Source organism: Halorubrum luteum (assembly GCF_054652935.1).
The window spans coordinates 2,786,450-2,807,437 of sequence record NZ_BAAIGT010000002.1 but is presented as its reverse complement, the minus strand read 5'-3'; the positions used below and the strand labels follow the sequence as shown (position 1 = coordinate 2,807,437).

Genomic DNA, 20,988 nt, shown 5'->3' with positions numbered 1-20,988 from the left:
CGATCGACCGAACTGGTGAGCGACCGCGCGCAACGACCCGGTAACTACTTTCCATGCCGGGACCCAACGCCCGAGTATGAACCACGAGCGATCGCGGGAGCTGTACGACCGCGCGCTGTCGGTGATGCCGGGCGGGGTCAACTCCTCGGTTCGGGCAACGATGCCGCATCCCTTCTTCATCCAGCGGGGCGACGGCGGACACGTCGTCGACGCCGACGGGAACCGCTACGTCGACTGGGTAATGGGGTACGGGCCACTGTTGTACGGCCATGACGTGCCGGAGCCGGTGGAGTCCGCGATCCAGTCGCACGCCGCCGCGGGGCCGATGTACGGCGCGCCGACCGAGGTCGAGGTCGAACACGCCGAGTTCGTCGCTCGACACGTCCCGAGCGTCGAATCGATCCGGTTCGTCAACTCCGGCACGGAGGCGACCGTCTCCGCCGTTCGGCTCGCCCGGGGGTACACCGGTCGCGACAAGATCGTCGTCATGCAGGGTGGGTATCACGGCGCACAGGAGTCGACGCTCGTCGAGGGGTCGCCCGGCGACGTCCATCCCGCCACGGCGGGGATACCCGAGGCGTTCGCCGAACACACGCTGCCGATCCCGTTCAACGACGAGGCGGCGGCCAAGGAGGCGTTCGCCGAGCACGGAGACGACATCGCCGCCGTCCTCGTCGAGCCGATCCTCGCAAACATGGGGATCGTCATGCCCGTCGACGGCTACCACGAGACGCTGCGGGATCTGTGTGACGACCACGGTTCGCTTCTGGTGTTCGACGAGGTGATAACCGGCTTCCGTGTCGGCGGACTCGGCTGCGCGCAGTCGAAGTTCGGCGTCACGCCGGACGTGACGACGTTCGGGAAGATCGTCGGCGGCGGCTTCCCGGTCGGCGCGATCGGCGGCCGCGCGGAGATCGTCGAGTCGTTCACGCCCGCGGGTGACGTGTTCCAGTCCGGCACGTTCTCGGGCCACCCGGTGACGATGGCCGCCGGCAAGGCGTATCTGGAGTATGCGGCCGAAAACGACGTGTACGAACACATCAACCGGCTCGGACGCCAGCTCCGCGAGGGGATCGCGGAGATCTGCACCGAGCGGGCCCCGGAGTACACCGTCGTCGGCACCGATTCGATGTTCAAAACCGTGTTCACGCGCGAGGCCCCCGGCGACGTCGACGGCTGCTGTACGGGTGGCTGTCGGCAGGATCCGGACTGTGCCAGATACGACCTGTGTCCCAAAACCGGGTCGGACGTCGCAAGCGCGGAGACGGACCGCTGGGAGCGAGTGTTCTGGCAGGAGATGACGGATCGAGGCGTGTTCCTCACCGCCAACCAGTTCGAGTGTCAGTTCACCTCCTACGCACACACCGAGGCCGACGTGGAGACGACGCTGGAGGCGTATCGGGAGGTGCTGTAGCTCCGAGTCGCAAAAATAACGGGAACGCGGCTGCCGCGTCGGTGCCGCTTAAATGACGCGGTTCTGCAGGTAGTCGAGGTGCTTCGCGTTGTACACGATCTTGACCTCGTCGGCGTCGGGGCTGCCGATACAGGTCAGGCGGACGTTCTTCTCCTCGACTTCCTCGTCCGAGAGGATCTGCTGCATGTCCATCTCGATGTCGCCCTCCTTCACGATGGCGGCGCAGTTCGCGCACGCACCGGCGCGACAGGAGAACGGCCAGTCGAATCCTTGAGCCTCCGCTGCCTCAAGGATGTATTCGCCCTGATTCACCTCGAGCGACCCGTAGTCCTCGTCGCCGAGACCCGCGTCAGCGGCCTCCTCGAAGAGGTCATCGTCGTCGAGCGACCAACCGTGATCGTCGAGCACTTCGTAGTTGAGGTATTCTACCGTGGGCATCAAGCAGGAATTCGACGCCCTCCTCATTAGGCTTTGCTGTTCCTCTCGCGGAGTAGGAAGGATAGAGATGGACCAACAGACGGGTTGAGAACGGCTCACACGGGTACGTGGTCGGTCGCCCGTGCCTCCGGATATCGGTTCTGATACGGCGGGAGAAAACCTAAAGGGTGGACGACACCCATCAAAATTCGATGGAGGAGTCCGTGGTAGCCGACTTCATCGGCCGCATTCACACCCCCGATGTCGGGGGCGACGAGCCGGTGACGGGACGCGTGCTGTTGAGCCAGCGGCGGCTGGTGCTTGCGACGGCGGAGACGAAGACGACCGTGCCGCTGTCCAGCGTGTTCGACGTCGCAGTCGGGAACGTTCCGAACGACCTCCGATCGTTTTTCAGCGACACCGTGACCATCGCGTTCAACGGCGACCGTGGCCGCCGAACCGCGCACATCGAGGGGGAGCCGGACGACATGGACCGGTTCACGCGAGTGTTCTTTAAGGCGATCCTGCGGAACGTCACCGTTACGGTTCGTCATCCGGCCCGGATCGGGGGACGTGTGACGGACGCCAGCGACCAGACTGCCTCGGTGAAGCTCTCTCCCGGAGCGATCGGCTTCGTCGGGTGTCCGGAGCCGTTCACCGTCGATCTTTCGACGGTGGTCGATTACGAACGCACCGACCGAACGCTGGGCGGACGAACCCGCCCGGCGCTCGTGTTCGAGCACGTCCCCGAGACGCGTACCGTCGCGTCGATCACGACGGTGCCGGACGAGCGGACGCTCAACGTGCTCGGGCGATACATCAAACTGGAGTACGGCGAGGTGCTTGCGGAGATCGAGGAGCTCGACCCGACGGAAGAGCAGCTCGAGATCCTGGTGTCGATCTACTCCGCGGGCGGCGAGGCGAGCGTCGCCGACATCGTCACGGGAGATGCGACGCAAACTTCGATGATACTCGGCTCGCTGCGCGAGGAGGGGCTCGTCGCCGACGGCGAGCGCGGAACGACGCTGACGCGAAAGGGACAGATGGTGATAAACACGTACATGGAGTCGGTCAACGCTTGAGCGGAGCTGGCCGGTGAGAGTCCGGCGGGAAGTACGCGAGTGTCACCGTCAGCTGCGATACCTGCCCCGGGTGCGGCCACTTATGTAGGCGGACACGTACGGTAGTGCATGAGCGAGGAGCCATGCACCGACCGCCGATCACCGGTCGGCGAGCCGGTCGTCCGCGCGGACCCGGAAGTGACCGGTGACCGGGCCGACGAGGCCATCGGGTTCGACCCGAACGATCCCGACAGCGTCACCGAGGCCGCCGACACGATCAGGCGGTTTGCCACCGGCGACGTCGCGGGCGATGACCACGTGTTGATGCTTCGCGGCGCGGCGGCGTGTGCGGCACTCGTTCGCGGGACGGGGTCGTACAAGGCGGCCGCCGAGCGCGCCGGCGACGGCGTCTCCGTCGCGTTCATCCGCAAGTGGGCACGGGTCCACGACCTCCCGCAGGCGATCCGGCGACACGTCGCGCGAGGACGGATCGCACCCAGCGCGGCGAAACATATCGCTCGCGTCGGTGGCGATGACCGGTGTCTCCTCGCGTGGGCGGTGCTCGACGCTGACCTCACGGTTCGAGAGGTCCGAGCGATCGCCTCCACGATCAACGACGGAACCGACGCGGAGGCGGCGCTACGAGAGACCGGCGTCGACGTCGGCACGCTGTCGATGCGGCTTCCGACCGACGTGTACGTCGAACTTCGCCGTGAGGCCTCGATGCGAAACCTCGATCCGGGAGCAGTCGTCGGTGAAGCGCTGTCGACGTACTTCAAGGAGCGCCGCGAGACGCGCTACGACGACGCGACCGATCACCGGTAGGCTACAACGAGGACGGCCGCCGATCCGTTACCTGAAGTAGGGACACACAGTGCCACTCGGCCGATTCGAGCAGATCCGAGCTGAACACGAGCTATCTTGTAGCAACCACGGAGAGGATATTATTAGTCGTTTTTATGAAAACATGCAGACATTATACGGAACGTATGAAGGCTGCTGTGCTAGAGGAGTACGGCGAACCGCTCGCGATAGAAGAGGTCGACGAGCCACGCCTCGATCCGAATGGGGCGGTCGTCGAGATCGAGGCCTGCGGAATCTGCCGGAGCGACTGGCACGGCTGGCAGGGAGACTGGGACTGGCTCGGAATTCAGCCCCAATCGGGACAGATCTTGGGTCACGAGCCGGCCGGAACGGTCGTCTCCGTCGGGGACGACGTCGAGGAGATCCGCGAGGGCGACCACGTTGCGATCCCGTTCAACATCGCCGACGGGAGTTGTCCGGAGTGTCGTCAGGGGCATACAAACACCTGTGAGAACGTGATGCCGCTGGGCTTCGTCGAACCGGTACAAGGGGCGTTCGCGGAGTACACTCACGTGCCGGCGGCCGACACGAACCTGGTACAACTCCCCGACGGCGTCTCATCGACCGAGATGGCGGGGCTCGGCTGCCGGTTTATGACCTCATTCCACGCGCTGGCTCACCGTGCCGACTTGGACGCAGGCGACTGGGTGGCCGTCCACGGCTGCGGCGGGATCGGTCTGTCGGCGGTCCACATCGCCGACGCGCTCGGCGGGAACGTGATCGCGGTCGATCTCGACGACGACAAACTGGCGGCTGCGACCGACCTCGGAGCGGTCGAGACGGTCAACGCCGCCGACACTGAAGACGTACCCGGGGCTGTGCGGTCGATCGCGGACGGCGGGGCCCACCTCGCTGTCGACGCCCTCGGCATCGCCGAGACGTGCCGCAACTCCGTGATGAGCCTCGGTACTCGCGGCCAGCACCTCCAGATCGGCCTCACGACGCAGGAAGAGGAGGGTGAAGTGTCGCTGCCGACCGACGTGATGGTGATGAACGAGATCGAGTTCCTCGGCTCTCTCGGGATGCCTTCGACCCGGTACGACGAAATCTTCCGCATGGTCGCCACGGGTTCCCTCGAACCGTCGGCGGTCGTCTCCGAAACGGTCGGTCTCGAAGATGTCTCGACGTATCTTGACGACATGACCGACTTCGGCACCACGGGTATCCCGGTGATCACGGAGTTCTAGTGTCTCGACCGTGGACCGCTAGACTCCCCACAGGATCTCTCGGCCGATGCTCGCGAGTCGATCTGAGCGCACAGCGGCGGCCCCTGCGTTTTTCTACAGAAATAACAGGCAGAGTGCCTCGGGGCTTGACCCCAAGGTACTTCACCGTCCCCACCTGTCGGCGATCATGGTCCCAACAGTCCCCGCAATGGGTGGTGTCCCGGCCGGTCCGGAGCTGCTGATCATCGTCATCCTGTTCGCGTTCCTCCTCCTTCCCGTGGTTGCGATCGCGATCGTCGTCCTCCTGCTGCGGACGCGGTCCGACGGCGACGACGACGCGGAGCGGATCGCGAAGCTGGAAGCTGACGTGGAGCGACTCCAAGAGACGGTCGAGGAACTGCAACAAGAGGAGTTGAACGACGAGTGACGAGAGGAGTTGAACGACGAGTGACGAGAGGAGTCGAGCGGGACTCCGGATCGACGGCTACGCGACCGGCGTTCGCTCGACGACGGTCCCGTTGACGGTCGGGTACTGCTCGACGATCTCACCGCGGTCGAGATCGCCCGCCTCGACCATCTCCTCTAGGAGCCACCACGCGACCTCGACGTGGTTGGATTTGACCGTGTAGAACTCCTCGGGAACGCCCAGCGTCTCGAACCGTTCGGGATCGGCGAACGCTTTCCCGTACACGATCGTCCCGTCGTCCGTCACCTCGTCGAACTCGCGGCGGACGTTCCGTGCCATCCGCTTCAGTCGGTTGCGGTGTTGCGCGGCGTCTTTAAACACGGACGTACAGAAGTACACCTTCTCGTGGCTCCCCATCTCTTCGAGAATGGCCGCGTCTTTCGACCCTTCGACGGCGGACATATGTCCCTCCTGTAGCTCGAACCCTTCCTCCTGCATCCGGCGGTAGTTGCCGTCGCTCATCTCGAACTCGTTGACGTTACAGAACTCCGCCGCACCCTCGTCGAGGAACTCCAGAAACTCCGGCTCCGCGCGGATGCCCGGAATCTCGAATGCAGGGGTGAGCCCCTCCTCGCGAGCGATGTAGAGAATATCCTCCCATTCGGTGCCGTGCATCTCGCCCCACAGCTCCAGTGGCGGATGGAAACGGATCTCGTCGAGACCGGCCTCGCTCAGCCGACGCATGTTCTCTCGGCCGCCGGTGATACCCGTGTACAGATGGGTGTGGTGGTCCTCGCCGAACTCGTCTTTGAGGAGCTCGAGATAGCGAGTCGTCTTCGCCATCGCCTCCTGCGGCTCGCCGCCGGTGATCGAGGTGCCGAGCGCGTCCATCCGCTTCGCCTCGGCGATAACGTCCTCGTCCGACTCCACCCTCCGTTCGTTGGCGTACACGTCGGTGACGTTCTTCCGGTTCTCCCCGAGAGGGCAGTAGAAACAGTCCCGCTGGTCACAGTAGCCGTAGACGAAAAGCACCATCTTGCCGCCCTTGGCGCACTGTTCACAGCCCTTGGAGATCATCTACTACCAGTATCGGCTCGGGCCTCAAAAAGCGTCCGAAGCGTCGATCCGGGCGACAGCGACTGACACGGACCGCAGATCGGCCGAGCCGGCCCCGGAAGCGAACGCCCCGCGACCGAAAGCATATGCCGGCCCCTCGCATAGCATCGTCCGATGCTGCTCGTCCTCTGTGTCGATCTCGACGATGACCTCGGCCGGAAGACGGGCGTCGAGACGCCGGTGATCGGCCGAGACGCGGTCGAGGCGGCCGCCGTCGCGCTCGCGACGGTCGATCCGGAGGACTCGGACACGAACGTGTTGTTTCAGGGGATCAACGTCCACGACGAGCTGTCCGGTGCGGGAGAGGCCGTCGAGGTCGCCGCCGTTACCGGCGTCGAGGGGTCGGACGTGAAGGCGAACCGTGCGGTCGGCGAGGAGATCGACCGCGTCCTCGCCGAGCTGGCGACCGGCGAGGAGGTGTCGGCGATCGTCATCACCGACGGCGCACAGGACGAGTCCGTGCTTCCCGTGATTCGCTCTCGAATGCCGATCGACGGCGTACGACGAGTCGTCGTCCGGCAAGCGCAGGACCTCGAGTCTCTGTACTACACGATGAAGCAGGTGCTCGCGGACCCCGAGACTCGCGGAACGATCCTCGTCCCGCTCGGCGTGCTCCTGCTCATCTATCCGCTGGTCGTCGTCGCGAACCTCTTCGACGTCGCGGGCGCGGCCGTGTTGGGGATCATCTCCGGGCTCGTCGGCCTCTACTCGCTGTTCCGGGGGCTCGGGCTGGAGGACACGCTCGACGGGGCCGCCGACGCGATTCGAAACGTCCTGTACGCCGGGCGCGTGACCCTCATCACCTACGTCGTCGCGATCGCGTTGGTGGTCGTCGGCGGCGTGCAGGGGACCGAGACGGTCGCGGCGGTCCGTTCGGTCCACGACGGCCCGCTCCCCGCCGTCGCCGCGATCGCCGCGTTCGTCCACGGGTTCGTACAGTGGCTCGCGGTCGCCGGCGTCACCTCCAGTCTCGGCCAGATCACTGACGAGTACCTCGCCGGCCGGTTTCGGTGGCGATATCTCAACGCCCCGTTTTACGTCGTCGCGATCGGGTTGGTGTTGTACGCGGTGTCCGGTTTCTTCCTCCCGCCCGCACCGGGCGTCACGCCGCTGGATCTGGGGGAGCTCGCCTTAGTGCTTGCGGCCGGCACGCTCGTCGGCGTGTTGAGCACGCTGGCGTTCGCTATCGCCGAGTCGCGGCTCCCGTCGACCGAGCCCGCGTGAGCGAGCCGTCCACTCGTCCGTGTCTCACGTCCCCGACGGGAGCCGAAGCGTGAGCCCGATCACGGCGAGCATGATGATCGCGAGTGCGAGATACGCCTCGTCGAAGTAGCCGACGTCCGCCACCGCACCGAACACGACCGGACCGGTAGCGCCGAGCGTGGCAGTGGTCGTCCGGACGACCCCGAGACCGGTTCCGCGCATGTCGGGGGAGATCGCGTCGGAGAAATATGACTGCGTGATCGCACCCGAGCCGAGCATCGTGCTCACGAGAGCGGTGATCCCGACGATCGGGACCAGTCCCTCGACCGTGGGGAGAAGCAACAGCCCGACGACCGGTCCGGACAGGACCAAAACGAGCGAGCCACGGATCCCGATCCGGTCGTACACCGCGCCCGCAACCGGCTTGACCACGACGCCGACCGCGAAGAAGAAACTGAAAAGCAGCGCCGCAGTCGACGGCTCCATCCCCTTCACGTCGATGAGATACGTCGGATAGAACCCGGTGAACGCCTGCCAGACGAAGACGTACAAAAAGAAGATGAACGCGACGAACACCATGTTCTCGCGTCGGAGCTCCGCGACCACGTAGCGGACGGTGTCAGCCGACAGTTCGTCCAGTGCGCTGTCCGACGTTCCGGTGTCGGGCGGAAGCAGCAGCCACAGCGCGACGGCGGCGACGACGAGCAGCGGCACGATGAATCCGAGTCCAGCCTGCCATACGAAGACGGCCGCGATCGTCGCCGCGACCGGCGGCAGTACCGTCTGCCCGAGATCTCCCGTCGCCATCGTCAGGCCGAGAGCGCTCCCGATCCGGTCGGGATACAGCTGTGCGAGCGCGGTGATCCGGGCGATCGGGTACAGCGACTGCCCGAGACCGACGAGTGCGGTCGCAAGAAAGAGAATCGCGGCCGTCGGAGCGAGAGTGACCGCCGTAACGGCACCGGCGACGACGATCACGCCGGCGGTCATCACCGATCGCTCGCTGTGCCGGTCGGCCAGAATTCCGCCCGGGAGCTGCCCAACCGCAGAGCCGAGCCACAGAACGGTCACGAGCAGTCCCGAGACGGTGAGGCTGAGCTCGAACGACGACCGGAAGTACGGCAACAGGACCGGGTACATCATCCGCATGCCGAGGAGAAGTCCCCACGCACCCGCGATGACGAGCAGCGACCTGCCGGTCCCGCCGTCCCACAGCGCCTTCGCTTCTCGGACGATCGGATCGAACAGAATCATGGCGTGAGCGTACACGTTGCGCGTTCCAACGGGTCACGGTGGGATGGCCCGAAAACGCGGGGTCCGACCCCGCTACGTGTGCGAGCGGTCGGCGAGATCATCGGCCGACGAAGCCGTTCCGAGGATGATGCTACCGCGGCGTCCACTCCTCACAGGCGTCCATATCGTCCATCAGCTCGTCGTGGTGCGCACAGTAGGGCTGCATTCCGTCGTCGGTACGGACGTAATCGAACTGCGCACAGTTCCCGCAGTACGTGTCTCCGGGACCGCGTCGCGACGATCCCTGGCCGTCCGGAGAGGCGCCGTCCGGCGAGGCATCGTCGAGCGGTGAGGAGATCGACTCGGCCGTGCTCCCTCCGTCGCTGACCTCGGCCGATCCGCCGAGCCTCGGGGAAGACGTCGAGGAACTACGTGGTGTCGACGAGGCGAACGCGTCCGACGAGGTCGATGGAGTCGAGCGCTGCCGCGACTCGGTCGACGGCGAGCCAGCCGTCCCTCCGGAGCCAGTCGTCCCCCCGGTGCCGGTCGAGTCGTCAGCGTGTGGGCGATTCGTCTGCGTCTCGACGTCGCCGTCGGGCGTGTTGCCGAGCAGCCCGACGCCGCCGCCGCGCAGTCGGTCGCGTTCGACCTCGATCACCTTCGTTTCACCCTTGTGGGTCACCTCCATCGTAACGGTACCGCCGGGGTCGTTTCGGGTTTTGAAGTTGGCGACGCCGACGAACAGGCTCCAGAACGTCGTCGCCGTACCGAGGAAGTATACCCCGGCCGTCGGCAGCGTCAGGTCCGTCAGCTCCGGTCGCGGACCGCCGACCCAGTGGTACGGATACGCGTGAGCGAACAGCGCGACGCCCAACGCCATCACGGCGGCACCGACGACCGCCGCGGCGCGCGTGGGACGGTCGGCAGGCAGCACGCTCATCACGCCGAGCATGACGAGCGGGACGCCGAGACCGCCGAGCACGCCGCCGTACCAGCGCGCTTCACCCGAACTGTACGTTCCGCCGCCGAGCACCTCCGCGGCCATGAGAATACCGACGACGAGCAACAGCGTCCCCCCCGCGAACAACCCCACGCCGAGGTAGAGCCGACGCGGATCGACCTCGGAGCGCCCCTGACCCCCGTACGTCTCCGAGAGACTGGTCATACCCCGAGTACGTGGTCCTCCCTGAAAACAGTATGTCAGACGTTCCCCTCAGACGTTCGCCAGGAATGCTCGAAACGCGAACCCGTCACGACACGCCGTTCCCTCGATCGTTGACAGCGATCGTGAACGCACCCCGGGGTCAAGCCCCGGGGCAGTCGCCTCGTACCGCTTGTACAACAGCCCGTGACTGTCATCTCTCCGATCGTTCCGGAGCGGGGGTGACCGTGCGGCGGGATCGGTCGGTCGCTATCGAAAACATCGGTCGGTCGCTATCGAAAACGTCGGTCGGTCGCTATCGAAAACGTTACACGCGGGCGAGCGGAACCGCGGTGTATGAGCGATACCGACGAGGAGGCGGCCGAGGAGGCCGAGCCGGCCGTCGAGCTCGGCTCCGGACCCGACGTTGACGGCGAGCCGGTCGCCCGCGTCGCCTCCCGGCTCACGTGGCCCGCGAAGAAAAGCGACGTCCGAGCCCAGGAGGGCGACGCCGTCATCAGAACGCCCGAGGGGCCCCGAGACGTCGACGACGTGTTGGCCGAAAGCGACGTGCCGCTGTTCGAGAGCCGGTCGGAGTTCGTCGCGGCGGTCGAGGACGTCGTCGGACGCGGGCCGGTCGCGACGGAGTGACGACCCGAGACGCCTCACGGAAACACGCAGACGCGAGCTGAAAAAGCAGTACTGTTTTGCAACCGCCGTCGCAAGTTCGAGTAATGGCGGAACGGCGTTCGTCGGAGACCGAGGATCGAAAGGACGACCACATCCGGATCGTACAGGAACGGGATGTCGAAAGCTCCGGGACGGGGTTCGAGGATATCATGCTCGTCCACGAAGCGCTGCCGGAGCTCGACTACGACGCGATCGACACCTCCATCGAGTTTCTGGGACACGAGCTAGCCGCCCCGATCTTCATCGAGAGCATGACTGGGGGGCATCAAAACACCACGGCTATCAATCGTGCACTGGCTCGCGCCGCCGGTGCAACCGGTATCGCGATGGGGCTTGGAAGCCAGCGAGCGGGCCTCGAACTCGACGACAGCGGCGTCCTCGAATCATACACCGTCGTACGCGACGTCGCCCCGGACGCGTTTATCTACGGCAATCTCGGCGCTGCACAGCTTCGAGAGTACGATCTCGACACGGTCGAGCGGGCGGTCGAGATGATCGATGCGGACGCGCTCGCAGTCCACCTGAACTTCCTACAGGAAGCCGTCCAACCCGAGGGCGACGTGAACGGCCGGGACTGTCTGGCAGCCATCGAACGCGTCGCCGGCAACCTCTCGGTCCCGATCATCGTCAAGGAAACGGGCAACGGGATCGCCGGGGGAACGGCGAAGAAACTCGCAGCGGCGGGCGTTGACGCGATCGATGTCGCCGGGAAAGGCGGCACGACGTGGTCCGGGATCGAGGCGTATCGCGCAGCGGCGGCGAACGCACCGCGACAGGAACGGATCGGCACGCTGTTCCGGACGTGGGGGATCCCGACCGCAGCGAGCACGATCGAGTGTGTAGCCGAGCACGACTGCGTGATCGCGAGCGGCGGCGTTCGAACGGGGCTGGACGTAGCGAAGGCGATCGCGGTAGGCGCACGCGCCGGCGGCTTGGCGAAACCGTTCCTGCAGCCGGCTACTGCCGGACCGGACGGCGTCATCGAGCGCGTGGAAGACCTGATCGCCGAGCTGCGGACGGCGATGTTCGTCACCGGCTCGGGGTCGATCGCGGAGCTTCAGCGGGCTGAGTACGTGCTACGGGGAGAGACGCGCGAATACGTTGCACAGCGGACGACCGGAGAAGCGGTCGGCCGCGACCGCGGTGGCTTTTAGGGCGGACCCGCCCAACGTGAGCCATGACAGTTCCGTTCGATCCCGCAGCGTTGGACCCCGAGGAGTTCGGCGAGAGACGAGCCACGCTCTCGATGGATCACGAGACGGCCATCGAACACGTCCGGACCGTGTGTACGGAGGAGGGGTTCGGCGTCCCCGTCGAGTTCTCCCCGTCGGAGCTGTTAAACGAGAAGGTCGACGCCGACCGCGACCCGTACTACGTGCTGGGTGCATGTAACCCGGCGATCGCCGATCGCGCGCTCTCCGCGACCGACGGGCGGATCGGTGCGTTGTTCCCATGCAACATGGTCATCCGGGAGATCGAGCCCGGGAAGCAGCTCGTGTATCACATATCTATCATGAAGATCGCACGACTGCTCGGGCTCGACGCCGACGAGGAGGAGATGGAGGCGATCGTCGCGGAAACCGGTAGGCTGGCCGAGACGGTGTACGACCGACTGGAAGCGGAGTAGCGAACGCGTCCCCCGATGGCGACGGCGGTATCGCTCACTCCCCAACAGCGAAGCCGCTCGCGAACACCCGACAGATCGTCGGACCGTTCCAACAGGCCGCGCTCGTGTGGTTCGGCGGGAGGTTTGGGGCACCGCCATTTCTTTCGTTCCCCCGCCCGTGGTCGGTGACATGGAGGTCCTCGTCTTCGGAGCCGGGGCGCTCGGAAGCCTCGTCGGCGGGCTGTTGGCCCGGACACACGACGTGACGCTCGTCGGTCGCGACCCGCACATGCGGCGCGTGCGGGAGGACGGGCTGCAGATCGACGGCGCGGTCGACGCCCACGTTCATCCCCGAGCGGTGACCGATGGCTACGGCCGCTCGGCGGATCTCGCGCTCGTAACGACGAAGGCGTACGACGTCGACGACGCCGCGAAAACGCTCGCAACCGGCGAGTACGAGGCGGTCTGCTCGCTCGCCAATGGACTCACCGAGGAGCGGCTCGTCGCCGCGCTCGACACCCTCGTTCTCGCGGGAACGGTGACGTACGGCGCGCGTCTCGCCGGACCCGGCCAGGTTTCGTGTACCGGCGTCGGGGATGTCGTGGTCGGGTCCCTGTCGCGCGGCCCGCACCCGGTCGCCGAACGCGTCCGAGCGGCGTTCGACGAGGCGGGTATCATGACGACGGCGGCGAGCGACATGCCTCGGCGTCGCTACGAGAAACTCGCCGTCAACGCGGGGATCAACGGCCCCTCCGCGCTCGCCCGGGTGACGAACGGGGCGACGCTGGGCGGCCCGGCCGGCGAGGTCGCGCGCGAGACTGCCCGGGAGGTCGCCCGGGTCGCCCGTATCGAAGGCATCGATCTCACGGAGGACGAGGCGGTCATCGCGGTCGAGCGAGTCGCCGAGGACACCGCGGCCAACCACTCGTCGATGCGCGAGGACGTCGAGGCGGAGAGACGAACCGAGGTCGACGCGATCTACGGGGCGGTGATCGACCGCGCCGACGCGACGGCCGTGTCGGTGCCGACATGTCGGACGCTCGCCGCGCTACTCCGCGGCTGGGAGGCCGAACGAGGGATCCGTCCGACCCGATAGCAAGCGAACTGTCGGCTGGGGGGTCGCGAGACAGATAAACGAAGTGGGACAGCTGTGTCCGAGAGGCGATGTCAAAGCGGCCTCAACACCACTCCTCGAGCACCGTCGCGTCGGTCTGATCGACCGACATCCACGCGTTCTCGCGGGAGACGTCCGCGATCACGAGCTCCGGTCGGGACTGTGAGGAATCGATGGACGCCATTACGTCCGGAGACGGCGACGTGGTCGGCTCCCCACCGGTCGGAAGATCCGACGACCGACGGTCGGGGTCCGGTTCGTCCCAAGGAGTGGAACTCCGTGACATGGTACACCGTAGCCAACTGCGAGTAATAAGGGTTCCGAATCAGTTCTCAAACCCGAAAACTGATCCACGAACGTGTTTCTGTACCACATGCTAGCTTACATTCGATCACTCTACACCGCTCTTGCGTCCGCCACAAAAAATTCGCTGCCGAGAGCTGTTGATTCATAAACACGCGGCCAAACGCCCGCCGGTCCGACTCGATATCGGTTTGCGGCCCGCTTCGCAGTATACAAGAGGTGGCACGGCAAAAGACGGGTCATGAACGTGTCCGACGCCATGACGCCGCGAGCGGATCTCGTCGTCGTCGAGATTCCGGGGAGCCGAAACGACGTGTTAGAGTACATTCAGGAGTACGGGTTCTCCTCCGTTCCGGTCGTGAAGGAAGCTGACGGCGAGGAGGTGTACCGCGGACTCGTTTCGCGTGACGACCTCATCGAGCAGCCGGACGAGGACCAGCTCGCGCTGTTGATGCGGGAGGTCCCCACGGTCAACGCGGACGATGATCTCAGGGCGGCGGCAGAGACGATGGTCACCGAGCGGGCCCGCCGGCTACCGGTCGTCGACGGCGACGCACTCAGGGGGATCGTGACGGTCACCGACGTGGTTCACGCGATCGCTCGCGGCAACGTGAACGGCGAGAAGGAGGTCGGCCCGCTCGCGACGCGGTCGGTCAACACCACGTACGTCGGCACGCCGCTGCCGGTCGCCGAACGCGAGATCGGCCTCGCGGACGTTCCGTACGCCGTCGTCCTCGGCGACGATGCGCGGATGACGGGTATCCTCACCGAAGTGGATATTCTCGAAGTCGCCCGCGTCGTCGAAGGAGAGGCGAGCACGGGTGACTCCATCGCCGAACAGGACTCCGAGTGGTCCTGGGAGGGTATCAAGGCGATCGGTGCACGATACCTCCCGACGCGAAACGTGGAGATTCCGGCCGAGGAGACGCGTCACTTCATGACGAGCGATCTCGTGACGGTGTCGGGAACCCGCACGGCACGGGAGGTCGCACAGGCGCTGATCACGAACGACGTCGAGCAGATCCCACTCGTGAGCGGCGGCGAGCTCGCCGGTATCGTTCGAGACGTCGACCTGCTGGAGGGTATCTGAATGGCGCGCGGCGACCTCGTCGAGCTGGCGAAACGGCGGGGGTTCTTCTTCGGATCGAACGGGGCGTACGGGGGCACCGCCGGCTTCTACACGTTCGGCCCACAGGGCGCAGCGCTGAAACGGAACGTCGAGGACGCCTGGCGCGACCGGTTCACGATCAAGGAGGGGAACCGCGAGATCGAGTCGCCGACTATCATGCCCGAGCCGGTGTTCGAGGCGTCGGGACATCTCGACGGCTTCGACGACATGCTCGTGGAGTGTGGTGAGTGTGGCGCCTCTCACCGCGCCGACCACCTCGTCGAGGCCGCGACGAACGTCGAGGACGCCGAGGCGCTCCCCGGCGAGGAGGTCGAGGCGCTGATCGCCGACCACGAGATCGCCTGTCCGTCGTGCGGCACGCAGCTTGCCGGCGAGCCGGTCGAGGATTTCAACCTGATGTTCGCGACGGAGATCGGCCCGGGCGACTCCCAACCCGGCTACCTCCGACCCGAGACCGCACAGGGGATCTTCGTCGAGTTCCCGCGACTGAAAGAGTACGCCCGCGGAAGCCTCCCGTTCGGGATCACCCAGATCGGTCCCGCGTACCGTAACGAGATCTCCCCGCGCGGCGGCCTGCTCCGCCTCCGGGAGTTCACCCAGGCGGAGTTGGAGCAGTTCATCGACCCCGAAACTGACGAGCCGCCGATCGAGCGAGTCGCGGACGTCGACGTCCGTTTGTATCCGGCGACCGAGCAGAACGCAGACGACGGCGAGTACCTCGACACGACGGTCGGCGAAGCAGTTTCGAGTGGCGTCATCGGCTCCGAGTGGGTTGGGTACTACCTCGGCGTCGCGACGCGGTGGTACGACCGGATCGGCGTCGATATGGACCGGTTCCGGTTTCGTCAGCATCTCGCGGGTGAACGCGCCCACTACGCTGCCGACTGCTGGGACGCGGAGTCGGAGGTCGACGGCGACTGGATCGAGATCGCCGGCTTCGCCTACCGGGGCGACTACGACCTCTCGAAACACGACGAGTACGGCGACGACGCGTTCACCGTGTTCAAACGCTACGACGAGCCGAAGACGGTCGAGCGCGCGACCGTCGACCCCGACATGTCCGTGCTCGGCCCCGAGTTCGGCGGCGACGCCGCCGCGGTCGCCGAGGCGCTCGAGACGCTCGCGGAGCGCGATCCGGGCGCGTTCGACCACGACACGATCGAGGTCGAGGTCGGCGACGGAGACGACGCCGAGACGTACGCGGTCGACGCCGACGTGGCGGGTTTCTCGATCGAGGAGGTGACCGAAACGGGCGAGCACATCACGCCACACGTCGTGGAGCCGTCGTTCGGTGTCGGTCGCACCGTCCAGACGCTTCTCGCGCACGCGTACCGGACCGACGAGGTCGACGGCGAGACGCGGACGTACCTCGCCCTGGAGCCGGCGGTCGCGCCGCGTGACGCTGCGGTGTTCCCGCTCGTAACGAGCGACGAGCGCCTGATCGAGCTGGCCGACCGGGTCGCGACCGACCTCCGGGAAGCGGGCCTCTCCGTGGCGTACGACGACTCCGGCTCCATCGGCCGTCGCTACCGCCGTCAGGACGAGGTCGGGACCCCGTTCTGCGTCACCGTCGATCGCGACGGCGTCGAACGCGAGGGCGCGGAGACGGTGACGGTCCGCGAGCGCGACTCGGCCGCACAGGTCCGCGTGCCCGTCGACGACCTCGCGGACGAGCTTGCCGCGCTGCGGGCTGGCGAACCGTTCGAGACGTGTATCGACCGATACGGCTCCGTCGACACCGACGTGGAGACGAGCTAGCGGGGAGCGACGGAACCGTGTCCCGTTCCGCGGCGGACTGGCGCGAGCGCGTCGAGTTCGAGCGCCGGCTGGTCCACACCGGCGGGACGCTGTACCCCGTCCCGTACCTGCTCGGCTGGCTCTCGTGGACGGAGACCGCGCTGGTTCTCCTCCTCGGCGTCGCGATCGTCGGCGTGCTCGAGTTCCTTCGGCTCGTCGTCGGACTCGATCACGCGATCTATCGCGCGCTCACTCGAGAGTACGAGTCCGACGGCGTCGCGGGCTACGCGCTGTATCAGGCGAGCATGGCCGGCGTCGCGCTGCTCGCGACGACGAGCGCGGTGAGCCCGTCGCTCGCGATCCCCGCGATGTGGATGCTGTCGCTCGGCGACCCGGTGAGCGGGGCGCTCGGTGACAACGCGGCGACGGAGCCGAAGCGACCCGCCGTGTGGGTCGCGATGTTCGTCGTCTGTCTCGCGCTGGCGGCCCCGTTCACCGTCCCCGCGTTCGGATGGACCGTCGGCGTCACAGTCGCGGTCGCCGGCGCGGTCGGCGCGACGATCGCCGACGGCCTCCCGCCCGTGATCCGCGGCGTCGCCGTCGACGACAACCTCACGATCCCGCCCGCCGCCGTCGCCGCGATGGTCGCCGTGGTCGCCGTGGTCGGGTGACGCGGGGGGTTTCGCTCGACGGCCTGCAGGCGCGTGAGAGGGGGGTCGTGCCGGCTCAGAGTAGCCCGGCGAAGACGGTGTTGAACAGCACGCCGACCGTGATCCCGATCGTCACGACCGTCGTCGCGTAGATCGCAAGCAGTCGCCGTTCGAACAGCTTGTTCAACAGGATGAGATTCGGGATGCTGATCCCGGCACCGCCGATCACGAACGCGATCACCGTGCCGATCGGGATCCCCGCCTCGGTAAGCGAGTGCGCGATCGGCAGCATACCGCTGATACTCACGTACACCGGTGCGCCGGCGAGCGCCGCGAGCGGCGTCGCGAGCGGGTTCCCCGGTCCCGCGATCCGCTGGAGGAGCTCCGCTGGCACCGCTCCGTGGATCAGCGCGCCGATCGCGATCCCGACGACGATGTACGGGAGCGTGTCGCGGAAAAAGGAGAGCGCGCCCGCTCCCGCGGCGGTCACGCGATCCTTGTGGCTCCGGTTCGTTGCCGTCGTCCCACACTCGCTGCAGTCAGACGCGCCGTCGTCGCCGGCAGCGGCGGTCGCGGACGGTCCGCCGTCGGTCGCTATCTCCCGGTCACCCGTCGTGATACGGACGTCTTTCACGTGGCCGTCGAGATCGAACGTACCGATGACCAGGCCCGCAACGATCGCCGCGAGTAGCGCGGTCGTCACGTACGCGACGGTCACGCCGGTCCCGAACAGCCCGAACAGCAGGAACACGGCGATCCAGTTGACGATCGGCGAGGCGAGCAGGAACGAAAAGGCCATCCCCGTCGGCGCGCCGGCACCCAGCAGGCCTGCCAGGATCGGGACGGTCGAACACGAGCAGAACGGCGTCACTGCCCCGAGCCCCGCCGCGAGGACGTTCCCGCTCCCGTGGTCGCGCGAGCGAAGCATCGCCTCCACGCGCTCGGGCGGAAGATACTCTTGAGCGAGTCCGACGAGAAACGACGCGCCGACGAAAAGCGGTGTGAGGACCATCGCGAGATGCAGGAAGTAGTCCCACGAGTCCAGCAGCGCCGCTTCGGTCCCCGGCGGGATCATCGGTCCTCACCTAACGCCGCGGCCAGATCGAGCAGCTGGAGGCTCGCCGTGTCCGCGATCCGGTAGTACGTCCACTTACCCTCCTTGCGCGTGGCGACGATGCCGGCGTCGCGGAGTTTCCTGAGGTGCGATGCGACGGTCGACTGCGGCGCGTCGAGGACGGTTTCTAACTCGCAGGCGCAGAGTTCGCCCTCCCGGAGCGCGTGGACGATCGCGAGCCGTTTCTCGTTGGCCAACGCCTTGAACGACGACAGCTCCGCCTCGATGACCGCGTCGTCGGCGCGCCGCGTCGCCGGGAACGACCCCTCACAGCAGGCCGCTCCGTCCATCCGTCGGAGCGTTCCGCTCGCGGACTCGGTGTCCGCTTGACCCACCTCGTTCGATTCGTTCGACATCTCCGATCAGTCCGCCGCGCGGTCGGCACTCTCGTTCGGTGCGTCCTCCTCGGTGTCGTCGGCGTCTCTTTCGGTGTCGTCGGCGTCTATCTCCTCGATCTGCATGTTACAGCAGCTCTCGTCGTCGTTCGATTCGCCACCGAGCAGTCGGCTGAGTATCGACATACACATCGATAAATCTCGATGTGCCTTAATACGTTTGATCTACCGTTCAATCGTATTCGTCGTCGAGTCGGAGCCGCGGTATGAGTAAACGAGATACGAACGGTGCCGGCTATAGATCCGGATCGGTGTCCGTACCGGTGATTTACACATCGGCTGTCAAACCGTACGAACGCTCGTTTTGACGTATTTTCGGGTTTCGTATCTCGTCTCGTGCGGATGGGTTCGGTAGTCGTCGTCACAGGTGCTGGGCCTCGAAACGGCCACTGCGGTTTACTCGATCGGTACGATGCATATCGAAATACCCGGTCGCACTCTCCGATCGAATGGACCGTAAAAACGGGATTCGACGATGGATCCTACGCGAAGAGAGCACGCGCCGGCGCGACGACGGATCGAGACGTGTCTCGACCGCCTCGAAAGCGGATCCGGACTCGGAGCCAGCCAGTAGAATTGTGTATCGCGGTATGAGGTTTATCACTGCTGCCAACGCGACACCCGCTCGCCTTCGTCACGACCGGAAAGTCGTCGCACTGCGTGTAGATCCGGCCCGACTCTCACCGGGGGATCGACCGACTTTTTCCGTTCGCACGCCGAGTACGGACATGGCCGACGAGTTCGATCCGGAGAAGTTCGAGGAGAAGTACGTCCACTACTTCCAGGAGCTCCAGCGAGCGTACAAGAACGCGTTCAACCGGATGAACGAGCGGTACGACTCCGAGCTGATCCACGGGATCGACCAGATGGTGCTCAACGAGTCCGAGCCGATGTACGAGGACGGCGAGTTCCACGTCGAGCTGCCCGAGAACCCGCGAGAGCGCTTACAGGGCGTCCTCGTCGACGACGAGACGTTCGAGGAGACGCTGGAGACGTACGTCGAGGAGATCGAGTCGGAGCTCCATCGAACGCTCGGGGTCGACCGGCCGGAGTAGTCCGCAAGCGCCGGTTCCGCGGGAAACGAGGTCGAACCAAACACATAAGCCCTGCGACCGCCAACCGTGAGGCATGAGCACGGAAACGAGCGACGCGGACAACGACCTCCGCGAGCGGATCACGAACTTCCTGCGGCGCAACTTCCCGCAGATCCAGATGCACGGCGGGAGCGCCGCGATCAGCCACCTCGACCGCGAAACCGGCGAGGTGCACATCCAGCTCGGCGGTGCCTGCTCCGGCTGTGGTATCTCCCCGATGACGATCCAGGCGATCAAATCGCGAATGGTCAAGGAGATCCCCGAGATCGAGACGGTCCACGCCGACACCGGCATGGACTCGGGAGCCGACGGCGACCTCGGCGGCACCGGCGGCACCTCGCCCTCCTTCCCCGGCGAAACGACCGACGGCGACGACGACGAAGGGCCGCAGGCCCCGTTCTGACGTAGACCCCTTTTCGAGGCGACTCGATCCTCCCAGCGACGGCGCTCGACACGTCGGACGACGATCGCGGGGTGTTACGCCCGGTTTCGAGCGCTGAACCCGCGATATCGACGGTTCGAGCCCTCCTCGAAGCGATCCGTCAGAGAGGCGTCGTTCGACTGCTACGCATCCATAAATCATATGGCGCGATACAAAATCAGCCAACAGTTCGATCCACGGCGATCCATCGACTGCTCCCGTCCGGTCGCGTGAGTGAGCTTTTTGGCCCCGTGGACCGTCAGCGGTTCCTATGCACTACCGGGAAGTCCAGCCCACGGCGGAGTACGTCGCGCGATTCGAGACGGGAGCCGACTGGCGGGCGGAGATCGAGGAGCTCGCCCGCGAGGAGAACGTCGAAGCTGGCTGGTTCACGGCGCTCGGAGCGGTCCAGGACGCCGACGTCTGGTTTTACGACCAGGAGGACACCGAGTACCAGTCGGTCACGTTCGACGAGCCGCTGGAGGTCGCCGCCTGCGTCGGCAACGTCTCGCTGCTCGACGGCGACGTGTTCGCGCACACCCACGCCGTGCTCTCTCGACCGAGCGGCCAGGCGCTCGCCGGACACCTCGACTCCGCGACCGTCTGGGCCGGAGAGTGTCATCTCCGCGCGTTCACGGAGCCGCTGGAGCGCGACCACGACCCGGTGACCGATCTCGACCTGTGGCTCTGATGCGCGGGATAGGAGACACCGTG

General features: G+C 66.1%; 24 protein-coding genes. 16 read left to right on the top strand and 8 right to left on the bottom strand.

The genetic code is table 11. The annotated features are described in order from the left end of the window. Positions 1-76: 76 nt before the first annotated feature. Positions 77-1,414 (top strand): glutamate-1-semialdehyde 2,1-aminomutase, encoded by a 1,338-nt coding sequence (gene hemL, locus ACYQ0R_RS13945; protein ID WP_459824899.1) that lies wholly within the window; start codon positions 77-79, stop codon positions 1,412-1,414. A gap of 48 nt (positions 1,415-1,462) precedes the next feature. On the opposite strand, the gene fer is transcribed toward hemL, so the two are convergent. After that, positions 1,463-1,852: a ferredoxin Fer gene (fer, locus tag ACYQ0R_RS13940; RefSeq protein ID WP_459824898.1), complete on the bottom strand. Its 390-nt coding sequence runs from the start codon at positions 1,850-1,852 to the stop codon at positions 1,463-1,465. 191 nt (positions 1,853-2,043) lie between these two features. On the opposite strand from fer, the gene ACYQ0R_RS13935 reads away from it, so the two are divergent. The 4 genes from ACYQ0R_RS13935 to ACYQ0R_RS13920 all read left to right on the top strand — a co-directional run bounded on the left by ACYQ0R_RS13935 (position 2,044) and on the right by ACYQ0R_RS13920 (position 5,349). Further along, on the top strand, positions 2,044-2,913 hold the full coding sequence (locus tag ACYQ0R_RS13935) for a CheF family chemotaxis protein (protein ID WP_459824895.1): 870 nt from the start codon (positions 2,044-2,046) through the stop codon (positions 2,911-2,913). 108 nt (positions 2,914-3,021) lie between these two features. Continuing rightward, on the top strand, positions 3,022-3,717 hold the full coding sequence (locus tag ACYQ0R_RS13930) for a DUF7119 family protein (RefSeq protein WP_459824892.1): 696 nt from the start codon (positions 3,022-3,024) through the stop codon (positions 3,715-3,717). A gap of 164 nt (positions 3,718-3,881) precedes the next feature. Then, on the top strand, positions 3,882-4,943 hold the full coding sequence (locus ACYQ0R_RS13925; RefSeq protein ID WP_459824890.1) for a zinc-dependent alcohol dehydrogenase family protein: 1,062 nt from the start codon (positions 3,882-3,884) through the stop codon (positions 4,941-4,943). A 166-nt stretch (positions 4,944-5,109) separates the two neighbouring features. Further along, the gene (locus ACYQ0R_RS13920) at positions 5,110-5,349 is read left to right on the top strand and encodes a preprotein translocase subunit TatA (protein ID WP_459824888.1); all 240 of its coding nucleotides are present in this window, start codon (positions 5,110-5,112) and stop codon (positions 5,347-5,349) included. A 57-nt stretch (positions 5,350-5,406) separates the two neighbouring features. Here ACYQ0R_RS13920 and ACYQ0R_RS13915 read toward each other — a convergent pair whose 3' ends face one another. Further along, positions 5,407-6,405 (bottom strand): radical SAM protein, encoded by a 999-nt coding sequence (locus ACYQ0R_RS13915; protein WP_459824886.1) that lies wholly within the window; start codon positions 6,403-6,405, stop codon positions 5,407-5,409. A 153-nt stretch (positions 6,406-6,558) separates the two neighbouring features. Here ACYQ0R_RS13915 and ACYQ0R_RS13910 point away from each other — a divergent pair, with 153 nt between their 5' ends. Continuing rightward, a complete protein-coding gene (locus ACYQ0R_RS13910; RefSeq protein WP_459824883.1) occupies positions 6,559-7,668 on the top strand; it encodes a DUF373 family protein in 1,110 nt (369 codons plus the stop codon). A 24-nt stretch (positions 7,669-7,692) separates the two neighbouring features. Here the strand turns inward: ACYQ0R_RS13910 and ACYQ0R_RS13905 are convergent, their stop codons facing one another. Continuing rightward, positions 7,693-8,901, bottom strand: a complete 1,209-nt coding sequence (locus ACYQ0R_RS13905) for an MFS transporter (protein ID WP_459824880.1) — start codon at positions 8,899-8,901, stop codon at positions 7,693-7,695. A gap of 130 nt (positions 8,902-9,031) precedes the next feature. Then, entirely contained in the window at positions 9,032-10,045 is a 1,014-nt protein-coding gene (locus ACYQ0R_RS13900; protein ID WP_459824877.1) for a cell division protein CdpA domain-containing protein, read from the bottom strand. Between the two features lie 333 nt (positions 10,046-10,378). Here ACYQ0R_RS13900 and ACYQ0R_RS13895 point away from each other — a divergent pair, with 333 nt between their 5' ends. From ACYQ0R_RS13895 to ACYQ0R_RS13880, 4 genes are all read left to right on the top strand, one after another. Then, positions 10,379-10,672, top strand: a complete 294-nt coding sequence (locus tag ACYQ0R_RS13895) for a DUF5789 family protein (protein ID WP_459824875.1) — start codon at positions 10,379-10,381, stop codon at positions 10,670-10,672. 83 nt (positions 10,673-10,755) lie between these two features. Beyond that, positions 10,756-11,865, top strand: a complete 1,110-nt coding sequence (gene fni / locus ACYQ0R_RS13890) for a type 2 isopentenyl-diphosphate Delta-isomerase (RefSeq protein ID WP_459824873.1) — start codon at positions 10,756-10,758, stop codon at positions 11,863-11,865. Positions 11,866-11,888: 23 nt separating this feature from the next. Beyond that, the gene (locus tag ACYQ0R_RS13885; RefSeq protein WP_459824870.1) at positions 11,889-12,338 is read left to right on the top strand and encodes a DUF302 domain-containing protein; all 450 of its coding nucleotides are present in this window, start codon (positions 11,889-11,891) and stop codon (positions 12,336-12,338) included. Positions 12,339-12,507: 169 nt separating this feature from the next. Further along, a complete protein-coding gene (locus ACYQ0R_RS13880; protein ID WP_459824868.1) occupies positions 12,508-13,413 on the top strand; it encodes a ketopantoate reductase family protein in 906 nt (301 codons plus the stop codon). A gap of 82 nt (positions 13,414-13,495) precedes the next feature. Here ACYQ0R_RS13880 and ACYQ0R_RS13875 read toward each other — a convergent pair whose 3' ends face one another. Then, complete coding sequence (locus ACYQ0R_RS13875; RefSeq protein WP_459824866.1) at positions 13,496-13,717, bottom strand: DUF7556 family protein; 222 nt, start codon at positions 13,715-13,717, stop codon at positions 13,496-13,498. 258 nt (positions 13,718-13,975) lie between these two features. Between ACYQ0R_RS13875 and ACYQ0R_RS13870 the strand changes: the two genes are divergently transcribed. From ACYQ0R_RS13870 to ACYQ0R_RS13860, 3 genes are read left to right on the top strand one after another with little or no spacing between them, the layout of a single operon-like run. Next, entirely contained in the window at positions 13,976-14,824 is an 849-nt protein-coding gene (locus tag ACYQ0R_RS13870; protein ID WP_459824865.1) for a CBS domain-containing protein, read from the top strand. Continuing rightward, positions 14,825-16,621 carry a glycine--tRNA ligase gene (glyS, locus tag ACYQ0R_RS13865; RefSeq protein WP_459824863.1) on the top strand — a complete coding sequence of 599 codons (1,797 nt, stop codon included), beginning with the start codon at positions 14,825-14,827 and terminating at the stop codon, positions 16,619-16,621. 17 nt (positions 16,622-16,638) lie between these two features. After that, the gene (locus tag ACYQ0R_RS13860) at positions 16,639-17,271 is read left to right on the top strand and encodes a dolichol kinase (protein ID WP_459824861.1); all 633 of its coding nucleotides are present in this window, start codon (positions 16,639-16,641) and stop codon (positions 17,269-17,271) included. 55 nt (positions 17,272-17,326) lie between these two features. Here ACYQ0R_RS13860 and ACYQ0R_RS13855 read toward each other — a convergent pair whose 3' ends face one another. Genes ACYQ0R_RS13855 through ACYQ0R_RS13845 form a run of 3 tightly spaced genes read right to left on the bottom strand, consistent with a single transcriptional unit; the run spans position 17,327 to position 18,885 of the window. Next, positions 17,327-18,325 carry a permease gene (locus ACYQ0R_RS13855; protein WP_459824859.1) on the bottom strand — a complete coding sequence of 333 codons (999 nt, stop codon included), beginning with the start codon at positions 18,323-18,325 and terminating at the stop codon, positions 17,327-17,329. Continuing rightward, positions 18,322-18,720 carry an ArsR/SmtB family transcription factor gene (locus tag ACYQ0R_RS13850; protein ID WP_459824857.1) on the bottom strand — a complete coding sequence of 133 codons (399 nt, stop codon included), beginning with the start codon at positions 18,718-18,720 and terminating at the stop codon, positions 18,322-18,324. The genes ACYQ0R_RS13855 and ACYQ0R_RS13850 overlap by 4 nt, the downstream gene beginning before the upstream one ends. A 6-nt stretch (positions 18,721-18,726) precedes the next feature. After that, positions 18,727-18,885: a hypothetical protein gene (locus tag ACYQ0R_RS13845; RefSeq protein WP_459824854.1), complete on the bottom strand. Its 159-nt coding sequence runs from the start codon at positions 18,883-18,885 to the stop codon at positions 18,727-18,729. Between the two features lie 602 nt (positions 18,886-19,487). Between ACYQ0R_RS13845 and ACYQ0R_RS13840 the strand changes: the two genes are divergently transcribed. The 3 genes from ACYQ0R_RS13840 to ACYQ0R_RS13830 all read left to right on the top strand — a co-directional run bounded on the left by ACYQ0R_RS13840 (position 19,488) and on the right by ACYQ0R_RS13830 (position 20,965). After that, positions 19,488-19,814, top strand: coding sequence for a DUF5783 family protein (locus tag ACYQ0R_RS13840; protein WP_459824851.1), 327 nt, complete (start codon positions 19,488-19,490; stop codon positions 19,812-19,814). A gap of 73 nt (positions 19,815-19,887) precedes the next feature. Further along, entirely contained in the window at positions 19,888-20,256 is a 369-nt protein-coding gene (locus ACYQ0R_RS13835; RefSeq protein ID WP_459824849.1) for a NifU family protein, read from the top strand. Positions 20,257-20,545: 289 nt separating this feature from the next. Next, entirely contained in the window at positions 20,546-20,965 is a 420-nt protein-coding gene (locus ACYQ0R_RS13830; protein WP_459824847.1) for a PPC domain-containing DNA-binding protein, read from the top strand. Positions 20,966-20,988: the final 23 nt, after the last annotated feature.